The 16,511-nt window shown below is 67.5% G+C and carries 16 protein-coding genes and 1 pseudogene; 12 read left to right on the top strand and 5 right to left on the bottom strand.

What is annotated here, in order from left to right; all coding sequences use genetic code 11:
- Positions 1 to 39: 39 nt before the first annotated feature.
- Positions 40 to 993, top strand: a complete 954-nt coding sequence (locus ACZYY4_RS08070) for a hypothetical protein (RefSeq protein WP_463809244.1) — start codon at positions 40 to 42, stop codon at positions 991 to 993.
- A gap of 75 nt (positions 994 to 1,068) precedes the next feature.
- Entirely contained in the window at positions 1,069 to 2,406 is a 1,338-nt protein-coding gene (locus ACZYY4_RS08065) for a bifunctional adenosylcobinamide kinase/adenosylcobinamide-phosphate guanylyltransferase (RefSeq protein ID WP_463809242.1), read from the top strand.
- On the opposite strand, the gene ACZYY4_RS08060 is transcribed toward ACZYY4_RS08065, so the two are convergent.
- Together ACZYY4_RS08060 and ACZYY4_RS08055 are read right to left on the bottom strand one after the other, a co-directional pair.
- Positions 2,387 to 2,788, bottom strand: a complete 402-nt coding sequence (locus ACZYY4_RS08060) for a pyridoxamine 5'-phosphate oxidase family protein (RefSeq protein WP_463809240.1) — start codon at positions 2,786 to 2,788, stop codon at positions 2,387 to 2,389. The two genes, ACZYY4_RS08065 and ACZYY4_RS08060, sit on opposite strands and share 20 nt — an antisense overlap.
- Before the next feature lie 11 nt (positions 2,789 to 2,799).
- Positions 2,800 to 3,186: a hypothetical protein gene (locus ACZYY4_RS08055; protein WP_463809238.1), complete on the bottom strand. Its 387-nt coding sequence runs from the start codon at positions 3,184 to 3,186 to the stop codon at positions 2,800 to 2,802.
- Positions 3,187 to 3,247: 61 nt separating this feature from the next.
- Between ACZYY4_RS08055 and ACZYY4_RS08050 the strand changes: the two genes are divergently transcribed.
- Positions 3,248 to 4,264 carry an aldo/keto reductase family protein gene (locus tag ACZYY4_RS08050; RefSeq protein WP_463809236.1) on the top strand — a complete coding sequence of 339 codons (1,017 nt, stop codon included), beginning with the start codon at positions 3,248 to 3,250 and terminating at the stop codon, positions 4,262 to 4,264.
- Between the two features lie 5 nt (positions 4,265 to 4,269).
- Here ACZYY4_RS08050 and ACZYY4_RS08045 read toward each other — a convergent pair whose 3' ends face one another.
- Positions 4,270 to 5,082: a class I SAM-dependent methyltransferase gene (locus ACZYY4_RS08045; protein WP_463809234.1), complete on the bottom strand. Its 813-nt coding sequence runs from the start codon at positions 5,080 to 5,082 to the stop codon at positions 4,270 to 4,272.
- 26 nt (positions 5,083 to 5,108) lie between these two features.
- A complete protein-coding gene (locus ACZYY4_RS08040; RefSeq protein WP_463809232.1) occupies positions 5,109 to 6,833 on the bottom strand; it encodes an N-acyl-D-amino-acid deacylase family protein in 1,725 nt (574 codons plus the stop codon).
- A gap of 47 nt (positions 6,834 to 6,880) precedes the next feature.
- Here ACZYY4_RS08040 and ACZYY4_RS08035 point away from each other — a divergent pair, with 47 nt between their 5' ends.
- The 5 genes from ACZYY4_RS08035 (at position 6,881) to ACZYY4_RS08015 (ending at position 11,546) form a co-directional block, all read left to right on the top strand.
- Positions 6,881 to 7,258, top strand: a complete 378-nt coding sequence (locus tag ACZYY4_RS08035; protein ID WP_463809649.1) for a VOC family protein — start codon at positions 6,881 to 6,883, stop codon at positions 7,256 to 7,258.
- A 135-nt stretch (positions 7,259 to 7,393) separates the two neighbouring features.
- On the top strand, positions 7,394 to 8,566 hold the full coding sequence (locus tag ACZYY4_RS08030; RefSeq protein ID WP_463809230.1) for an MSMEG_1130 family ribosome hibernation factor: 1,173 nt from the start codon (positions 7,394 to 7,396) through the stop codon (positions 8,564 to 8,566).
- A 47-nt stretch (positions 8,567 to 8,613) separates the two neighbouring features.
- Complete coding sequence (locus tag ACZYY4_RS08025) at positions 8,614 to 9,132, top strand: mycothiol transferase (protein ID WP_463809228.1); 519 nt, start codon at positions 8,614 to 8,616, stop codon at positions 9,130 to 9,132.
- 63 nt (positions 9,133 to 9,195) lie between these two features.
- On the top strand, positions 9,196 to 10,716 hold the full coding sequence (locus ACZYY4_RS08020; protein ID WP_463809226.1) for an aldehyde dehydrogenase family protein: 1,521 nt from the start codon (positions 9,196 to 9,198) through the stop codon (positions 10,714 to 10,716).
- Positions 10,716 to 11,546 (top strand): hypothetical protein, encoded by an 831-nt coding sequence (locus ACZYY4_RS08015; RefSeq protein WP_463809224.1) that lies wholly within the window; start codon positions 10,716 to 10,718, stop codon positions 11,544 to 11,546. The genes ACZYY4_RS08020 and ACZYY4_RS08015 overlap by 1 nt, the downstream gene beginning before the upstream one ends.
- A 4-nt stretch (positions 11,547 to 11,550) precedes the next feature.
- On the opposite strand, the gene ACZYY4_RS08010 is transcribed toward ACZYY4_RS08015, so the two are convergent.
- The gene (locus ACZYY4_RS08010; protein ID WP_463809222.1) at positions 11,551 to 13,635 is read right to left on the bottom strand and encodes a prolyl oligopeptidase family serine peptidase; all 2,085 of its coding nucleotides are present in this window, start codon (positions 13,633 to 13,635) and stop codon (positions 11,551 to 11,553) included.
- A 63-nt stretch (positions 13,636 to 13,698) separates the two neighbouring features.
- Here ACZYY4_RS08010 and exaC point away from each other — a divergent pair, with 63 nt between their 5' ends.
- The 4 genes and pseudogenes from exaC to ACZYY4_RS07990 all read left to right on the top strand — a co-directional run bounded on the left by exaC (position 13,699) and on the right by ACZYY4_RS07990 (position 16,498).
- Complete coding sequence (gene exaC / locus ACZYY4_RS08005) at positions 13,699 to 15,222, top strand: acetaldehyde dehydrogenase ExaC (RefSeq protein WP_463809220.1); 1,524 nt, start codon at positions 13,699 to 13,701, stop codon at positions 15,220 to 15,222.
- Between the two features lie 13 nt (positions 15,223 to 15,235).
- A pseudogene (locus ACZYY4_RS08000) lies at positions 15,236 to 15,628 on the top strand (DUF779 domain-containing protein); the annotation flags it as partial.
- A gap of 41 nt (positions 15,629 to 15,669) precedes the next feature.
- The gene (locus tag ACZYY4_RS07995) at positions 15,670 to 15,948 is read left to right on the top strand and encodes a putative holin (RefSeq protein WP_463809218.1); all 279 of its coding nucleotides are present in this window, start codon (positions 15,670 to 15,672) and stop codon (positions 15,946 to 15,948) included.
- Positions 15,949 to 15,967: 19 nt separating this feature from the next.
- A complete protein-coding gene (locus tag ACZYY4_RS07990; RefSeq protein ID WP_463809216.1) occupies positions 15,968 to 16,498 on the top strand; it encodes a hypothetical protein in 531 nt (176 codons plus the stop codon).
- Positions 16,499 to 16,511 lie beyond the last annotated feature (13 nt).

The following is a 16,511-nucleotide window of genomic DNA, read 5'->3' as shown; positions in this document are numbered from 1 at the left end:
AACTACCCTGCGAGGCCGCATCTTCACTGAGAGGAATCGATGAAGCACATCGCATGGGGGATCGTTGTCGGGGGAGCCGTCGCGGCGGCGTTCGCGAGCTCGGCGGTGGCCAACGCCACTGGAGAAACCTGGACGCCGGACTACGACGTGGGCAACGCCCAGCTGCTAGCGCAGTTGCCGACTCTGACCCAGGAAGGGTGGTCCCCGGCGTGGGAACTGCCCGCCAGTTTCACGTCCGGCACCGGTACGGTGCTGACCGGGACCGACTACATCGCGCAGTCGGGCGGCGGGTTCACCGATGAGTTCGTCGCCACAGATGGGGCGATCTTCGAGCAGAATCAACTGTTCCAGGGCTTGACGAACCTGTACTACCAACCCGCTGGCGACGGTTCCGTCGTGGACGTGATGAAGACGCCGTTCGGCAACATCGACCTGTCGTCGGCACCGCCGTGGGCGGTGTCGGACCTCACCCAGCTTGGTGACGCAGCGACCGTGGGCCGCAACATCGTGTTCGCCGACAGCGGCGGCGGGCGCATCACCCAGGCGCTGGAGCTGCTGAACGGCAGCGACCACTGGGTCGGAGGACCGATGACAACATCGGTCACGCCGATGGAGACCCCAGATTCCGCGCTGGTGTGGGCGGTTCCCGCAATGTTCACCGTCGGCAGCGGCCCGGACGCTCTGACGCTGACCGGGACCGAATACGTCGCGTCGCCGACCGACGTCGAGTTCGTGGACAAGGCCGGAGACGTCTTCGATGAGCACGCGTTGACATACGGCTTGTTTCCCGTAGAGAACCTGTACTACGACCCGGCCGGCGGCCCTGCACAGGACTACCTCCAGACGATCTTCGGCAATATCAACCTATCGCTGTTCGCGTCGTGGTTCGCCCCGGCCGATGCCGCCGACTTTGCCACGCCATCGCCGCTGGCCGACCTGGCCGACTCCGGCCTGTACAGCGCGCTCGACCTGACGTCCGGCCTCGCCCCGTAACGGTTCACTCTGCGCACACCAGGCAAAAGTCCGAGTGGAGTGTCTGGTAGGCGCAGAGTCAGCGAGGATAGGGGCGTGGAGATCCTCTTGCTGGGTACCGGCAGCGCCGACGGGTGGCCGAATCCGTTCTGCCGGTGCGCGTCCTGCCGCTGGGCGGCCGACGCCGGGGAGGTCCGCGCCCAGACCGCCGCGCTGGTCGACGAGGTGCTGCTGCTGGACTGCGGGCCGGAGGCGCCGCGGTCGGCGATGCGGCACGGACGGTCGCTGGCCGGCGTCAAACACATCTTGTTCACCCACGGCCACCCCGACCACGTCGGGCCGGCGGCGCTGCTGATGCGGCACTGGACCGGGGCCACCGAGCCGCTGGATGTGGTCGGGCCGCCGAGCGCGCTGGATCAGTGCCGGCATTGGGTGGGACCGGAGGACCCGGTGCGATTCGTCGAGGTGCTGCCCGGAGATGACGTGCGGCTGGGCGACTACCGGGTACGGGTGCTGGCCGCCGCGCACGGAGCCGACATCGGCGCAGACGCGGTGCTCTACGACCTGGAAACTGTTGGTGCCCGGATCTTCTGGGCCACCGACACTGGACCGCTGCCCGACGAGACGAAGGCCGCGATTGCCGACGCAGCCTTCGATGCGGTGTTTCTGGAGGAGACGTTCGGCAACCACACCGGGCACGGCACCGAACATCATGACCTGCCCGCATTCGCGGCCACCCTGGCCGAGTTGCGAAACTCGGGCGCCGTAATCGACACCACCGACGTCGTCGCCGTGCACCTGAGCCATCACAATCCGATCGAGCCGGAACTGACAGCGGTACTGTCGGATTCGGGTGCTCGACCGGGACGCGACGGTGAGGTGGTGCGAGTGGGTACAGCAGGTACACCGACACGCACTCTGGTGTTGGGCGGGGCGCGGTCCGGGAAATCCGCGCACGCCGAGGCGCTGCTGGGCACTGAGCCTGCGGTGACCTACCTTGCCACCGGCGGTGTGCGCGAAGGTGATCCGGAATGGGCCGAACGGGTGCAGCTGCACCGGGCGCGCCGTCCTGTCTCCTGGCGCACCGTCGAGACCACTGACGTCGCCGCCGAACTGCGGGCCGCCGAAAACCCTTTGCTGCTGGACTGTTTGGGCACCTGGCTGACAGCCCGGATGGACCTGCACCGGGTCTGGGACGGTGGCTCACTGGAGGGCGTGCATGCCGATATCGACGAACTGGTGGCGGCCTGGCGAGTGTGTCCGGTGCGCGCCGTGACGGTGAGCAACGAAGTCGGCAGCGGAGTGGTGCCGCCCACCCCGTCCGGACGGCTGTTCCGCGACCTGCTGGGTGTGCTCAACGCGCGGATCGCCGCCGAATCCGATCAGGTAGTGCTGATGGTGGCCGGTCGGCCGCTCACGCTCCCTGCGCAGTGACCTTCAAGTCCACACAGTCGCTGTAGCAAGGGGTTTCACCGGGGGACGCCGGGGTGGCGACCCGGATCAGCACCGCGCGGCTGGCGGTGATGTCCAGACTGGCCAGCTCGCCGGCATCGGAAACCTCGGCGGTGCCGTCGACGATCACGGTGTAGCCGCCCGGAGCCGGCGGCGGCCACATCACCGTGACGTCGCGGCTGCGGGTCAGGTTCGCCCGGCTGCGCCGGCCGCCGAGCGCGCCGATGTGCACGGTATCGCCCTGCAGCACCGGCATCACCGGCACCGGGTGCGGCCGGTTCTCGGCGTCGACGGTGATCAGGTAGGCGTAGTCGTAGCCCACCAGCTTCTCGGCGAGCCGCGTGAAGTCCACGTTGGAGGTCATGAATTTCAAGCCTAGTCCGCCTTGAGCTGCACGCAGTCGTGGACGGTGCCGACAGCCCGGCGGCTGTCCGCCTCCAACACCGGCCGGTGCAGCAGGGCCTTGGTCGGTGTCACCAGCACCGGGCCTGCCGGGTCGTCGGGAAGCTCGGCTTGCCCGTCGACGATCAGCGAGTACTCATCGACCTCGCGTGCGGGCCAGACCAGGGTGACCGCGTCGCGGGCAGACAGGTTTTCCCTGCCGTGGTTGCCGACGGGACCGATATCCACCCGGGCGCCGTCGAAGGCCGGGGTGATCGCGGTGGTGCGTACGCGGTAGTCGTCGCCGACGGTGACCAGGTAGGCGAAGCGGTAGCCGGGCAACAGCTCGGCCAGGCGGGCGAGGTCGACGGGCTTGGCCATGAATTCAAGGATAGTGAACTCCGCAGCAGACATCCGGCGTGATCTCCGCCAAGATGGCCTTATGGAATTTCGCTACCTGGGCAACTCGGGCCTGCAGATCTCCGAGATCACCTACGGCAACTGGCTCACCCACGGCTCACAGGTCGAGAACGACGTCGCCACCGAGTGTGTACATGCCGCGCTGGACGCCGGCATCACCACGTTCGACACCGCCGATGTGTATGCCAACGGGCGCGCCGAGGAAGTGCTCGGCGCCGCGTTGGCGGGCCTTCGGCGCGAATCGCTGGAGATCTTCACCAAGGTCTACTGGCCGATCGGGCCGGCCCCGTTGGGCAAGAACGACATGGGCCTGTCCCGTAAACACATGATGGAGGCCATCGACGGGTCGCTGCGCCGGCTGGGCACCGACTACGTCGACCTGTATCAAGCACACCGCTATGACTCCTGCACCCCGCTGGAGGAGACCATGCAGGCGTTCGCCGACATCGTCCGGGCAGGCAAGGCGCTCTACATCGGCGTCAGTGAGTGGACCCCCGACCAGATCCGCCAAGCCCACGGACTGGCCCGCCAGCTCGGGATTTCGCTGATCTCCAGCCAGCCGCAGTACTCGATGCTGTGGCGGATCATCGAGCCGGAGGTGGTTCCGGTCTGCCGGGAACTGGGCCTGAGCCAGATCGTCTGGTCACCGATGGCCCAAGGGGTGCTGTCCGGGAAGTACCTGCCGGGTCAGCCGCCGCCGGCAGGCTCGCGCGCCACCGACGAGAAGGGCGGGGCGAACTTCGTCAAACGGTTCATGACCGACGAGGTGCTGACCCGGGTGCAGCAACTGCGCCCGCTCGCCGACGAGTTGGAGCTCACGACGGCGCAGTTGGCGATCGCCTGGGTGCTGCAGAACGACAACGTCGCCGCCGCTCTGGTCGGAGCATCACGCCCAGAACAGGTGACCGAGAACGTGAAGGCGTCCGGGGTGCGGATCCCCGCCGAGCTGATGGCGCGAATCGACGAGGTGCTGGGTGAGGCCGTCACCTCCGACCCGGCGTTGGTGGCCAAGTCCACCCCGCAACAGCGGATGCTCTGAGTCCGTCACACCCGGCACAGAATCTGGCTGTGCAGCAGCGCCAACCAGCCGTCCGGGTGATCGGCCCAGCCCCGCCACGCCTGCGAAATCGCCTGCAACTTGGACCGATCGGCAGCGCCACTGCCCAGCAGTTGCTCGGCGATGGCGGATTGCAGGATCCGGTCGGCCCACATGCCGCCCCAGTGCTCCCGGTCGGCGGGGGTGGCGAAACACGACGCGCTCGTAGTCGGGGTGACGTCGGAGAATCCGGCCGCGTGCGCCCAGGCCAGCAGATGCCGGCCTGCGTCGGGCTCGCCGCCGTTGGCCCGCGCGGCCTCGCGGTAGAGCCGTAGCCAGTCGTCCAACTCCGCCGACGGCGGGTACCAGGTGAACGCCGCATAATCACTGTCGCGGACGGCCACCACGCCGCCGGGCCTGCATACCCGGCGCATCTCGGTCAACGCGGTCACCGGGTCGGCGACGTGCTGCAGCACCTGATGGGCATGCACCACGTCAAAGCTGTTGTCGGGGAACTGCAATGCGTGCACGTCGGCCACCACGAAGTCGATGTTGTCCTGCCCGCGCTCATGCGCGCAGGCACGCGCCAGATCCAGTGCCTCTGGTACCGGCTCGATGGCGGTCACCCGGCCCGGTGCGACGATGCCGGCCAGATCCGCGGTGATGGTTCCTGGGCCGCAGCCGACATCCAGCAACTGCAAGCCCGGCGTCAGCGATCCCAACAGATAGGCCGCGGAGTTCTGCGCCGTGCGGGCACGGTGGGCGCGTAACACCGACTCATGATGGCCGTGGGTGTATTTGGGCTCTGGAGGCTCGGTCACAACGGCTAACGGTACGCGGTGCAAACTCAGGCCGGCGCGGGCTGACGGCCGCGCACCAGCTTGCCGGGCCGAGCCGCCGTGGGTTTGCCGTTCTCGGTGATGATCTCACCGGAGACGATCGTCGCCACGTAGCCGTCGGCGGTCTGGTCGAGCCGGCGCCCACCGGCCGGCAGGTCATAGGTGACCACCGGCTTGTGCAGGCGCAGCTGCTCGTGATCGATGACGTTGAGGTCCGCCTTGTAACCGACTGCGATACGGCCCCGATCGTTCAGTCCGGCGACTCGGGCGGGTACGGACGTCAGCTCGCGGATCGCCGCTTCGACGCTGAGCCTGCCGGACGCGCGATCACGTGCCCAATGAGTCAGCACATAGGTGGGAAAGCTTGAGTCGCATATCATTCCGTAGTGGGCACCGCCGTCTCCCAAGCCCAGGACCACGTCGTCGCGACGTATCAGAGCACCGACCGTGTCCAGCGAGTTGTCCTGGAAGTTGGCCAGCGCGTCCAGCAGGATCGCGTGCCCGTCGTCGTCGAGCAGCCGGTCATATGCTTCCTCGACCGGTGAGGCGCCGCGCGCCCGGGCCCTTGCCGCGATGCTCTGCGACGCATCCGGCTCGTAGTCGGCGTCATCGCCGAGCGGGTATGTCCAGTCCCAGGACTGGGAGAGGTAGGCGATCGGGTTGGTCGGGACAATGCTGGGTTGATCGGCCAGAATCCGCTCCCGCACCTCCGGTTTACGCATTTCTGCGACCCGCTCCGCCAGCGGCAGGCCGGCGATCTCCCGGTAGCTCGGGTACAGCACGAACGGGTTGATGCTCAGGTCCAGCCCGACCATGAGCCCGACCGGTCGCGGGAACACCTGTGCGGTGATCGCGGCACCGGCGCTGTTCGCCTTCTCCACCATGGTGATCGCGTCCCGCCAGAGTGGCTCGCCGGCGTTGCCGATCAACAAGGTGAACGTGACCGGCAGACCAGCGTCGGTGGCCGCATCGAAAACCTGCTGCAGCACAGGCTGATACGCGCCATCGGGGAGGTCTGGGACGAACTGGATCAGCCCTCCGCCACCGTCGGCGATGCCGCGGCCGATCTCGAGGATCTCGGTGTAGGCGGCGTCGTAGCTGGGGATCTGGGAACCGGTCCTGGTGCGATGGGTGGTCAGCCGAGACGATGAAAAACCCAGCGCCCCAGCTTTGGCGGCCTCCTGGGCCAGCTCGCGCATCCGTGCCAGATCCGCCGGCGTGGCCGGCTCGCGGTCGACACCGCGTTGTCCCATCACATAGACCCGCAGCGGCGAATGCGGCAGGAATGCCGCGACGTCGATGTCCCGTTGCCGCGAGTCGACGGCATCCATGAACTGCGGGAACGTCTCCCACGTCCACGGCAGGCCGTCGGTCATCACCACACCGGGGATGTCCTCGACGCCGGCCATCAGGTCGACCAGCACCTCATGGTCGGAGGCCCGGCACGGCGCGAAGCCCACCCCGCAATTGCCCATCAGTGCGGTCGTCACCCCGTGTGCCGAGGAGGGATTGAGCCGATCCGACCAGATCGACTGCCCGTCGTAGTGCGTGTGCAGGTCGACGAAACCGGGTGTGACCAGCAGCCCGGTCGCATCCATCACGTGCCGCGCGTCGCCGGTTACCGCCCCGACCTCGACTATCAGACCATCGCGCACCGCAACATCCCCGACGTACGCTTGGCCACCCAGCCCGTCGACGATCGTGCCGTTGCGGACCACGAGGTCGGAGCTCATCTGAACAATCTACGACTGTGTCGGTATCACATGCCAGGATGTATTCCGTGATCGACCACTTGGGTATCAACTGCACCGACTACGCCAGATCGCAGAAGTTCTACGACGCGGTGCTCTCTGTGCTGGGCTACACCCGCCAATTGGATGTCGGACCCGCCATCGGGTACGGGCGAGACGGCAAGCCCACATTCTGGATCGCTGACGCCGGCGTGGGCGACGCATCGGGGCCCAACCGCGAGATTCATGTCGCGTTCAGCGCTGCCGACCACGAGCAGGTGCGGCGGTTCTACGACACCGCCGTGCAACTGGGCGCCGCGTCTTTGCACGCGCCGCGGCTCTGGCCGGAATACCACCCGGACTACTTCGGCGCGTTCGTGCGTGATCCGGATGGCAACAACGTTGAGGCGGTCTGTCACCGGGCGTAGCGCCGCCGGTCCGAGCGCAGCCTGCGCGGGCCGCAACCAGTTGGCGCAGGCTCATCTTGCCGTCCCGGTGCGTGGCTATAGTGGGTGATTGGAGCGCAACCCAAGAACCTGCAAGGGGATCGGAGGGGCGGACCGATGGTCGCCATGGAGCGGCTTGACTTGGACGGAATCTGGGAACTATTCCAGCGAACCGACAAACTCGGCGTGCTCTCGGTGAGCCTGAACGCGGATCCGAGCGGGGATTCGAATCTGGCGGCCGCCGCTATCGATCTGAAAAGCCGCTTCCGGGAATTGCAGCGCCGGATTACCGCGGATTCTGACCACAGCGATGAGACCGCCGCGGCGCTGGAAAGACTTTGGCCTCGGGTAGCGGAGCTGGCCGACCCGGGGGCCTCTGGTCGAAGCCGAATCCTATTCGCCGGGCTGGAAGATGACCGGGTTCTGCAACTGCAGTGCGCGCTGCCGATAGCCACCCGGGTGGTGTTGGACGACCACCCGTTCATCCACCCGCTGCTTGAGTTGCTCGATGAAGGACGGCCGGCAGGTGTGGTCCTGGTTTCAGCCGAGGAGGCTCGACTGCTCGAGTGGCGAGTCGGGTCGCTTCAGATGCTGAGCCGAATCGAGCAGCAATATGTTGAGGCGCCGCACGAGCGTGCCGGCCACATCGGTGGTGGCCCGCGGGGGCAGTTCCACACGCCGGTGCGAGAACAGCGCCAATCTCGCGAGCACGATCGGGCGCACCGGTTTTTGGATCAGGTGACGACGGTGGCTGCTGGGCTGGCCGCCGAGCGTGGCTGGGAGCGAATCCTGGTCGGCGGCGGGGACCGCTGGACTGAGCCGACCGTCGCGAAGTTTCCGCAAGCGCTTCGCGACCGAATATTCGCCGACGCTCGGGTCCTCAGCGGGCTCGACGGCCCAGCACTACAGGCCGCTGTGACCGATTGGGCTCATGAGCAGCACGCCGAGCGTGAAAGGCAACTGCTGGAGAGTGTTTGCGACGGTGCCGGGTCCGGTCACGGGGCGGCCTTAGGGTTGTCGGAGGTGGCTGCGGCGTTGAATGCCGGTCGAGTCGCACACCTGATATACGACCCGGAGGTCCGCTACACAGGGCGGGTGGGCGCGAACGGGGCGCTCTACGGTGGCGACGAGGTCGGCCCGGACGGCCAGCCGGGCGCAGCGGACTCCCGGCTGACGGAGCGGCTGGTCGAGCGGGCATTGAAGACCGGCGCCCGGATCAGCCCCACCCAGGGGGCAGCTGACGGGCGGCTACGTGATGCCGTGGGTATTGCTGCGCTACTGCGCTGGTAAATGGTTTTTCGGAGGGAATTGAAGATGAATCCGACGGTGTCCGGGACGTGCCCATGAGCGACGCCGCGCTACAGGATCTGCTCCGGGACGCTTTCATGCGATTGATCGAACACTGCGACGAGCTGACCGCAGGGCTCACCGAGGAGGTGGCCACCTATCGGCCCACTGCGGAAGCCAACAGCATCGCCTGGCTGCTCTGGCACAGCGCCCGGTGCCAAGACATCCAGGTTGCTCAGGTCGCCGGCGTCGAGCAGGTGTGGACCCGCGACGGCTGGGTGGACCGGTTTGGGCTGGACCTGCCGCGCGACGACATTGGGTACGGCCACAGCGCGGCCGACGTCGCCAAGGTCCGCGCCCCGGCACAGCTGCTGGGGGGCTACTACCACGCCGTTCACGAGCTGACCCTGGGCTACCTCGACGGGGTGACCGCCCAGGAGTTGGCGCGCGTCGTCGACACCCACTGGGATCCGCCGGTGACGGCCGGTGTGCGGCTGGTCAGCGTCATCGATGACTGCGCCCAGCACCTGGGGCAGGCCGCGTACCTGCGGGGTATCGCACCGAGCTGACCGAAACTTGACACCTGTCGAGGCGGGAGCGACGCGGATCACAGCCGGGACTAGCATGACGCTATGACCACCACCACGCCTGCCACCGCCCTGTCCGGCACCGACACCGTGCTCAGTCCCGCCACCGGGGCAGTTGCCGGTGAAGTCCGCTGGACCGATCCGTCCGACGTCGAATCGATCGCCGCCGGGCTGCGCACCGCCCAGCGGGAATGGGAGCGGCGCGGCGCCAAGGGGCGGGCCAAGGCGATGGCCCGCTTCGCGGTGTGGCTCGGCGAGCACCGCGACGAGATCGAGCAACTGCTGATCGCCGAGACCGGCAAGTCCAGCACCGACGCCGCGCAAGAGGTGCCGTTGCTGATCATGATCCTGTCGTACGTGATCAAGGTGATGGATAAGGCGATGGCCCCGGAGGCCCGCCCGGCGGCGCTGCCGCTGATGGCGATCAAGAAGATCACCGTGCACTACCGGCCGCGGCCGGTGGTCGGCGTGATCGCGCCGTGGAACTACCCGGTGGCCAACGCGTTGATGGATGCGATCGGCGCGTTGGCGGCCGGCTGCGCGGTGCTGCTCAAGCCGTCCGAGCAGACCCCGCTCACCGCGGAACTCCTTCGCCAGGGCTGGCAGGCCTCCGGCGGTCCGGACGTGTTCGCGGTGGTTCAGGGCGCACGCGAGGTAGCCGAAGCGGTGATCGACAACTCCGACTACATCCAGTTCACCGGCTCCACCGCCACCGGCCGCAAGGTGGCCGAGCGGGCCGCGCGGCGACTGGTGCCGGTCAGCCTCGAACTGGGTGGCAAGGACCCGATGATCGTGTGCGAGGACGCCGACATCGACCTGGCCGCGCACGCCGCGGTGTGGGGGGCGATGTTCAACGCCGGGCAGACGTGCGTGTCGGTCGAGCGGGTGTACGTGCTGGAACCGGTGTACGACAAGTTCGTTGCCGCGGTGGTCCGCGATGTGCAGGCGCTGCAGATTGGCACCGGCGAGGGCAAGCACTTCGGGTCGCTGATCAGCGACCAGCAACTCGCGGTCACCGAACGCCACGTCAAGGAGGCGGTGGCCGCCGGAGCGCGCGCGCTGATCGGCGGTGAACGCGCCACCGGCCCGGGCAGCTTCTACCCGCCAACCGTGCTCGTCGACGTCGACCACTCGATGGCCTGCATGACCGAGGAGACCTTCGGCCCGACCCTGCCGATCATGAAGGTCGCCAGCGTCGACGAGGCGATCCGGCTCGCCAACGACAGCGTCTACGGGCTGAGCGCCTCGGTGTTCTCCAGCGACACGGGGCGAGCCAAAGACATTGCAGTCCAGTTGGATTGCGGTGCGGTGAACATCAACGACGTGATCGCGAACCTGATGTGCACGACGGCCCCGATGGGAGGCTGGAAGACGTCGGGCATCGGGGCGCGTTTCGGCGGCGTCGACGGGATCCGCAAGTTCTGCCGGCAGGAGGCCGTCGTCGCACCGCGCACCAATGTCGGTGCGGGCGGCAACTATTACCACAATTCGCTCAAGGCGCTGGCCCGGATGAACGGACTGATGACCCGAATGGCACTGGCGCGGCCGCGCCGCACGGCGAAATAGTGCGCTTCCTCACGGCGGCACTGTTCTGGTTGCTGACCACGGCGACTCTTGCGGTGACGCTGCCGACGGCGTGGGCGCAGTGCAACCTCCTCGATGCCGACGGCTACGCGCGACTGGCGCGGCGGGCCGCGGCCCAACCGGCCCTGCAGGATGCGGTTGCCGCTGAGCTCAGCGCCCAGGCGGTGCGGCTGATCCGTGCGCAAGGCTTCCCCATCAACCCGTCCCCGGTGCGGGAGGCTGCCGCCGAGTACGCCGCCGGGCCGTCGTTTCCGGCCCAGTTCGTGCAGGTCAACCGGGACGGACATGAGTGGCTGCTCAGCGGCGAGGACACCGGTCCCTGGGAGATCGACGTGGTGCCGATGTTGCGGGACAAGGCGTTTGCGCCCCTGCTGGGCGACTACAACATTGCGCTTCCGGCGTCGATGACCGTGCCGCTGACGCCGACATCCACGGAGGTGGCGCGTCCCGGTGGGTTACACCGGCTCGCGGTGTGGGGACCGTGGTTGAGCTTGGTGCTGGCGGCGCTGACCGGTTTGTGTGCGACGCTGACGCTCGCCGCGGCACGTCATCGTGGCAGGGCATTGGCAAGCCTGGGTGTTTCGGGGCTGTTGGTGGGTGCGGCGGGCTGGTCGGGAATCGAGGTGGCGCGGCGCTACCTGAACCAGGTGCTCAACCAGGCGACCGGCGACATCCGCCGGATCGCCGACGCCGTCGCGGATGTGGCCGAAGCCAGCCTGCATGCTTGGCTCAACGTGGCCCTGGCGGCCGGAGCGGGCCTGGTGCTGGTCGGGGTGGCCGTCGCGCTGATGGGCGGGCTGCGCAAGTCCTGACTCGTCAGCGCCCGCCGTCAAGCATCCGCCACAGGAACGAGAAGCTCAGCGCGGACTTGAACGCCGCCTGCGCGTTGTCGGCGGCCCCGCCGTGGCCGCCCTCGATGTTCTCGTAGTACCAGACCTTCGTGCCGATCTTCTCCAGCGCCGCGGTCATTTTGCGGGCATGGCCCGGGTGCACCCGGTCGTCGCGGGTGGAGGTGGTGATCAGCACCGGCGGGTAGGTCGCGTCGGCCGAAATGTTCTGGTACGGCGAGTATTTGCTGATGAACTCCCAGTCGTCCGGGTTATCGGGATCGCCGTACTCGGCGACCCAGGACGCTCCGGCCAGCAGCAGGTGGTAGCGGCGCATGTCCAGCAGCGGCACCTGGCAGACCAGCGCCCCGAACAGCTCCGGGTAGGCCGTGAGCATGATGCCCATCAGCAATCCACCGTTGCTGCCGCCCACCGCCCCGAGCTGCGCCACGCCTGTGATGCCGCGTTCGACGAGATCGGTTGCCACCGAGGCGAAATCCTCGGCCACCAGGTGCCGGCCCGCTCGCATCGCCTGGGTGTGCCACCCGGGCCCGTACTCGCCGCCGCCGCGGATGTTGGCGAGTACGTAGGTGCCGCCGCGCGCCAGCCACAGCCGGCCCAGCACGCCGTCGTAGCCCGGCGTGCGGGCCACCTCGAATCCGCCATAGCCGCCCAGCAATGTCGGGCCGGTGGCGCCTATCGGGCGGACCACGAAGTACGGGATCGCGGTGCCGTCCTTCGAAGTGGCGAAGTACTGATTGACGTCCAGGCCGTCGGCGTCGAAGAAGGCCGGGGCGGACTTGATCTCGGTCAGCGGGCCGTCGACCGGGCCGTGAAGCAGCCGCGACGGGTGAGCGAATCCGCTGGAATCCAGGAAGATCTCGTCGCCCGTGTCGTCGGCGGCCGCGATGACGGTGTTGGTGTTAGCCGGCACTTCGGTGACCGGTCGGCGTTGCCAGTCGCCGCGTGACGACCGCAAGCTCGGCGAAGCCGGGCGCAGCGGGTCGTCACACTCACCGAGAGTGATCACCTCCACCCGGCTGGCCACATCGCGCAGCGTGACCAGGATCAGCCGGTCGCGAGTCCATGCGTAGTGGTGCAGCGCGGTGTGGGCGTCGGGTTCGAAGACCACACTCAAGCGTGATGTGCCCGCCAAGAATTCGTCATAGTCGGCTGCCAACAACGAACCTGCGCGGTAGGACGCGGTGCCGGTGTCCCAGTCGGTGCGCAACTCGATCAGGATCCACTGCCGGTGCACCGACACCGATGCGTCGGTGGGCGCGTCGATGCGGATCAGCTCGCCATCGCGAAGCTGGTAGACCTCGTCGTTGAAGAAGTCGATGGCCCGCGAGATCAGGGTGCGCTCGAATCCCGGTGTGCGGTCGCGGCCTGCGCCCACCGCAACATCGGTTGCCTGCCCGGCGAACACGGTCTGGGCTTCGGTGAGTGGCTGGCCGCGGCGCCACCGTTTGACGATTCGCGGATACCCGGAATCGGTCAGCGAATCCGGCCCGAAGTCGGTGCCCACCAGCACCGTGTCCTCGTCCTCCCAGCCGATCCTCGTCTTGGCCTCGGGAAGCTGGAAGCCCTGGGAATCAGCGCCGACGAATTCTCTGGTGATCATGTCGAATTCGCGTACCACCACGGCGTCCGAGCCGCCCCGCGACAGTGACACCAGCGCCCGGGTGAGCTCTGGCTCGATCACGTTGGCGCCGCCCCAGACCCAGTTCTCGTCGTCGGCGCGAGCTACTGCATCCAAGTCGATGATCACGTCCCACTCCGGGACGTCGCTGCGGTAGCTGTCCAGTGTGGTGCGCCGCCACAGCCCGCGCGGGTTGGCGGCATCGCGCCAGAAGTTGTAGAGGAACTCCCCGCGGCGCCGAACGTAGGGGATGCGGGCGTCGGTGTCGAGCACCTCCAACGCGGCGCTGCGCATCGCCTCGAAGTCGTCCCCGGCGAACTCATCGACGGTCGGCGCATTGTGGGCGCGCACCCAGTCCAGAGACTGCTCGCCGGTGACGTCTTCCAGCCACAGGTGGGGGTCGTTCGGAGTGTCGGTAGCCATGGAAGCCATGGAAACCATTGTGACGGCGGCGGTAGTGTGAGGTGTGACACCCACGGCAAAGGAGCAGTACCGATGAGCGTTTTCGCACGTCCGGGTTCGGCGGGCGCAGTGATGGGTTACGAGTCGCGTTATGGGAACTTCATCGGTGGGCGGTGGGTGGCGCCGGTGGGGGGTGAGTATTTCGAGAATGCGACACCGGTGACCGGTGAGGTGTTCTGTGAGATCCCGCGTTCGACGGCGGCCGATGTCGACCTGGCCTTGGATGCCGCGCACGCGGCCGCGCCGGGGTGGGGCAAGACCTCTCCGGCGCAGCGGGCGGCGATCTTGAATAAGATCGCCGACCGTATCGAGGAGCACACCGAGCAGTTGGCGGTCGCTGAGGTGTGGGATAACGGCAAGCCGATCCGGGAGGCGTTGGCCGCCGATATTCCGCTGGCGGTGGATCATTTCCGGTATTTCGCCGCGGCGATCCGCACCCAGGAGGGTGCGTTGTCTCAGCTGGACGAGGACACCGTGGCGTATCACTTCCACGAGCCGTTGGGGGTGGTGGGTCAGATCATCCCGTGGAATTTCCCGCTGTTGATGGCGGCCTGGAAGCTGGCCCCGGCGCTGGCCGCCGGCAATGCGGTGGTGCTCAAGCCGGCCGAGCAGACCCCGGCGTCGATCCTGTTTCTGATGAGTCTGATCGGGGATCTGTTGCCCGAGGGAGTCATCAACGTGGTCAACGGATTCGGGGTGGAGGCCGGTAAACCGTTGGCGTCGAGTAACCGGATCGCCAAGATCGGTTTCACCGGGGAGACCACCACTGGTCGGCTGATCATGCAGTACGCCAGCCACAACATCATCCCGGTCACGTTGGAGTTGGGTGGTAAGAGTCCCAACATCTTCTTCTCCGATGTGCTGGCGGCCAATGATGACTTTCAGGGCAAGGCTCTCGAGGGGTTTGCCGGGTTTGCGCTGAATCAGGGCGAGGTGTGCACCAGCCCGTCGCGGTCGCTGATCCAGGCCGACATCTATGAGGAGTTCTTGGAGTTGGCGGCGATCCGCACCAAGGCGATCCGCCAGGGCGACCCGCTGGACCTCGCCACGATGATCGGCGCGCAGGCCTCCAACGACCAGCTGGAGAAGATCCTGTCCTACATCGAGATCGGTAAGGGCGAGGGCGCCAAAGTCATTACCGGCGGGGAGCGTGCCGAGCTCGGTGGGGAGCTCTCCGGTGGCTACTACGTGCAGCCCACCGTGTTCGCGGGCCACAACAAGATGCGGATCTTCCAGGAGGAGATCTTTGGCCCGGTGGTCTCGGTGACCTCGTTCACCGACTACGACGACGCGATCTCGATCGCCAACGACACTCTCTATGGGCTGGCCGCGGGGGTGTGGAGCCGTGATGGCAACACCGCTTATCGGGCCGGCCGCGACATTGCGGCCGGCCGGGTGTGGGTCAACTGCTACCACGCCTACCCCGCGCACGCCGCATTCGGCGGCTACAAACAGTCCGGCATCGGCCGGGAGAACCACAAGATGGTCCTCGACCACTACCAGCAGACCAAAAACCTACTGGTGTCCTACTCCCAGACGGCACAAGGTCTTTTTTGATGGGCCTGTTCTGATGGACGCGCCGCCCCGGGTGCTGATCACCGATGCGGCGGCCGAACTGGTGGAGCGGCTGGTGGCCCGGCACGGCCCGGTGATGTTCCATCAGTCCGGCGGCTGCTGCGACGGTTCGGCGCCGATGTGCTACCCCGACGGCGACTTCATCGTCGGCGACCACGACGTGCTGCTCGGGGTGCTGGAAGACACAGCCGGCGGGGCGCCGGTGTGGATCTCCGGGCCGCAGTTCGGGGCGTGGAAGCACACCCAGCTGATCATCGATGTGGTGCCCGGCCGCGGCGCCGGCTTCAGCCTGGAGGCGCCGGAGGGCCTGCGGTTCCTGTCGCGCGCACGGGCCTTCACCGACGACGAGAATGCTGCTCTGGACATAGTCCCGCTGATCACCGGGTCGCTACCGCGCTGAGCGGGTTTGCGGTCGTAAAATCTGCTGGTGTGATCCCGCTGCCGCGCCCCTGGGTGTTGAGCAGCGTCATGCTGGTCGGAGCCACCGTCGGCGTCCTGACCGGGATCGGAATGACGCTGTTGGTCTCCGCACCGCTGCGCCCGGATGCCGCGATCGCCTTGGTGCTCGGCGGCCCCAGCATCGCGGGGCTGGTGCTGGTGTTCGTCTCCTCGCGCCGCTGGGTAACCGGACTGGGTGCGTTTCTGCTCGCGCTGGCCGTCGGCTGGTTCGGGGCCCTGGCGGCGATTCAGGTGGTCTCAAGTGCCTGAGACCACCGACACTGGGGCGATGCCCCTGACCGAGCCGCACTGGCCGCCGAGCTTCGAGACCGGCCCGCATCCCACCCCGCTGCCCGGACCGCCCGACGGGCCCGAGCCCGAACCGGCGTTCGGACTCGAGGCGGAGCCGGCGCCGGACGAACCGGAGGCCGGGGCCGCGCCGGCCAAGCCGTCCAAGTCGGCCATGTCGTCCAAGTCGGTCGTGCTGGCGGGCCAATACCGGTTCTTGAAGTGGTGGCAGCTGGCGCTGGTGCTGCTCGCGGTCTGGATCCCGGCGGCCGGGATCGGGCTGGGACTGTTCTCCTGGTGGTATTCGGTGGCCGACAAGACACCGGCGGTCTTCGTCGTGGTGGTCTATGCGGCCGTGTGCATCGTCGCCGGGCTGATCCTGGCGATGGTGGGGGAGCGACCGCTGGTGTCGGCGGTGGCGATCGCGCTGATGTCGGCGGTCTTCGCGTCGGCCGTCGCCGCGGCGCCGCTGTACGGCCACTATTTCTGCCAGCACGTGAGCCGCTGCGTCGGCGGAGTCATCCCGTACTGAGTCGCGGGTTCAG

This window comes from Mycobacterium sp. IDUB_21 (genome assembly GCF_055419425.1).
Note: the sequence above shows the minus strand (reverse complement) of the source record. Positions and strands in the feature narration are given on the sequence as shown.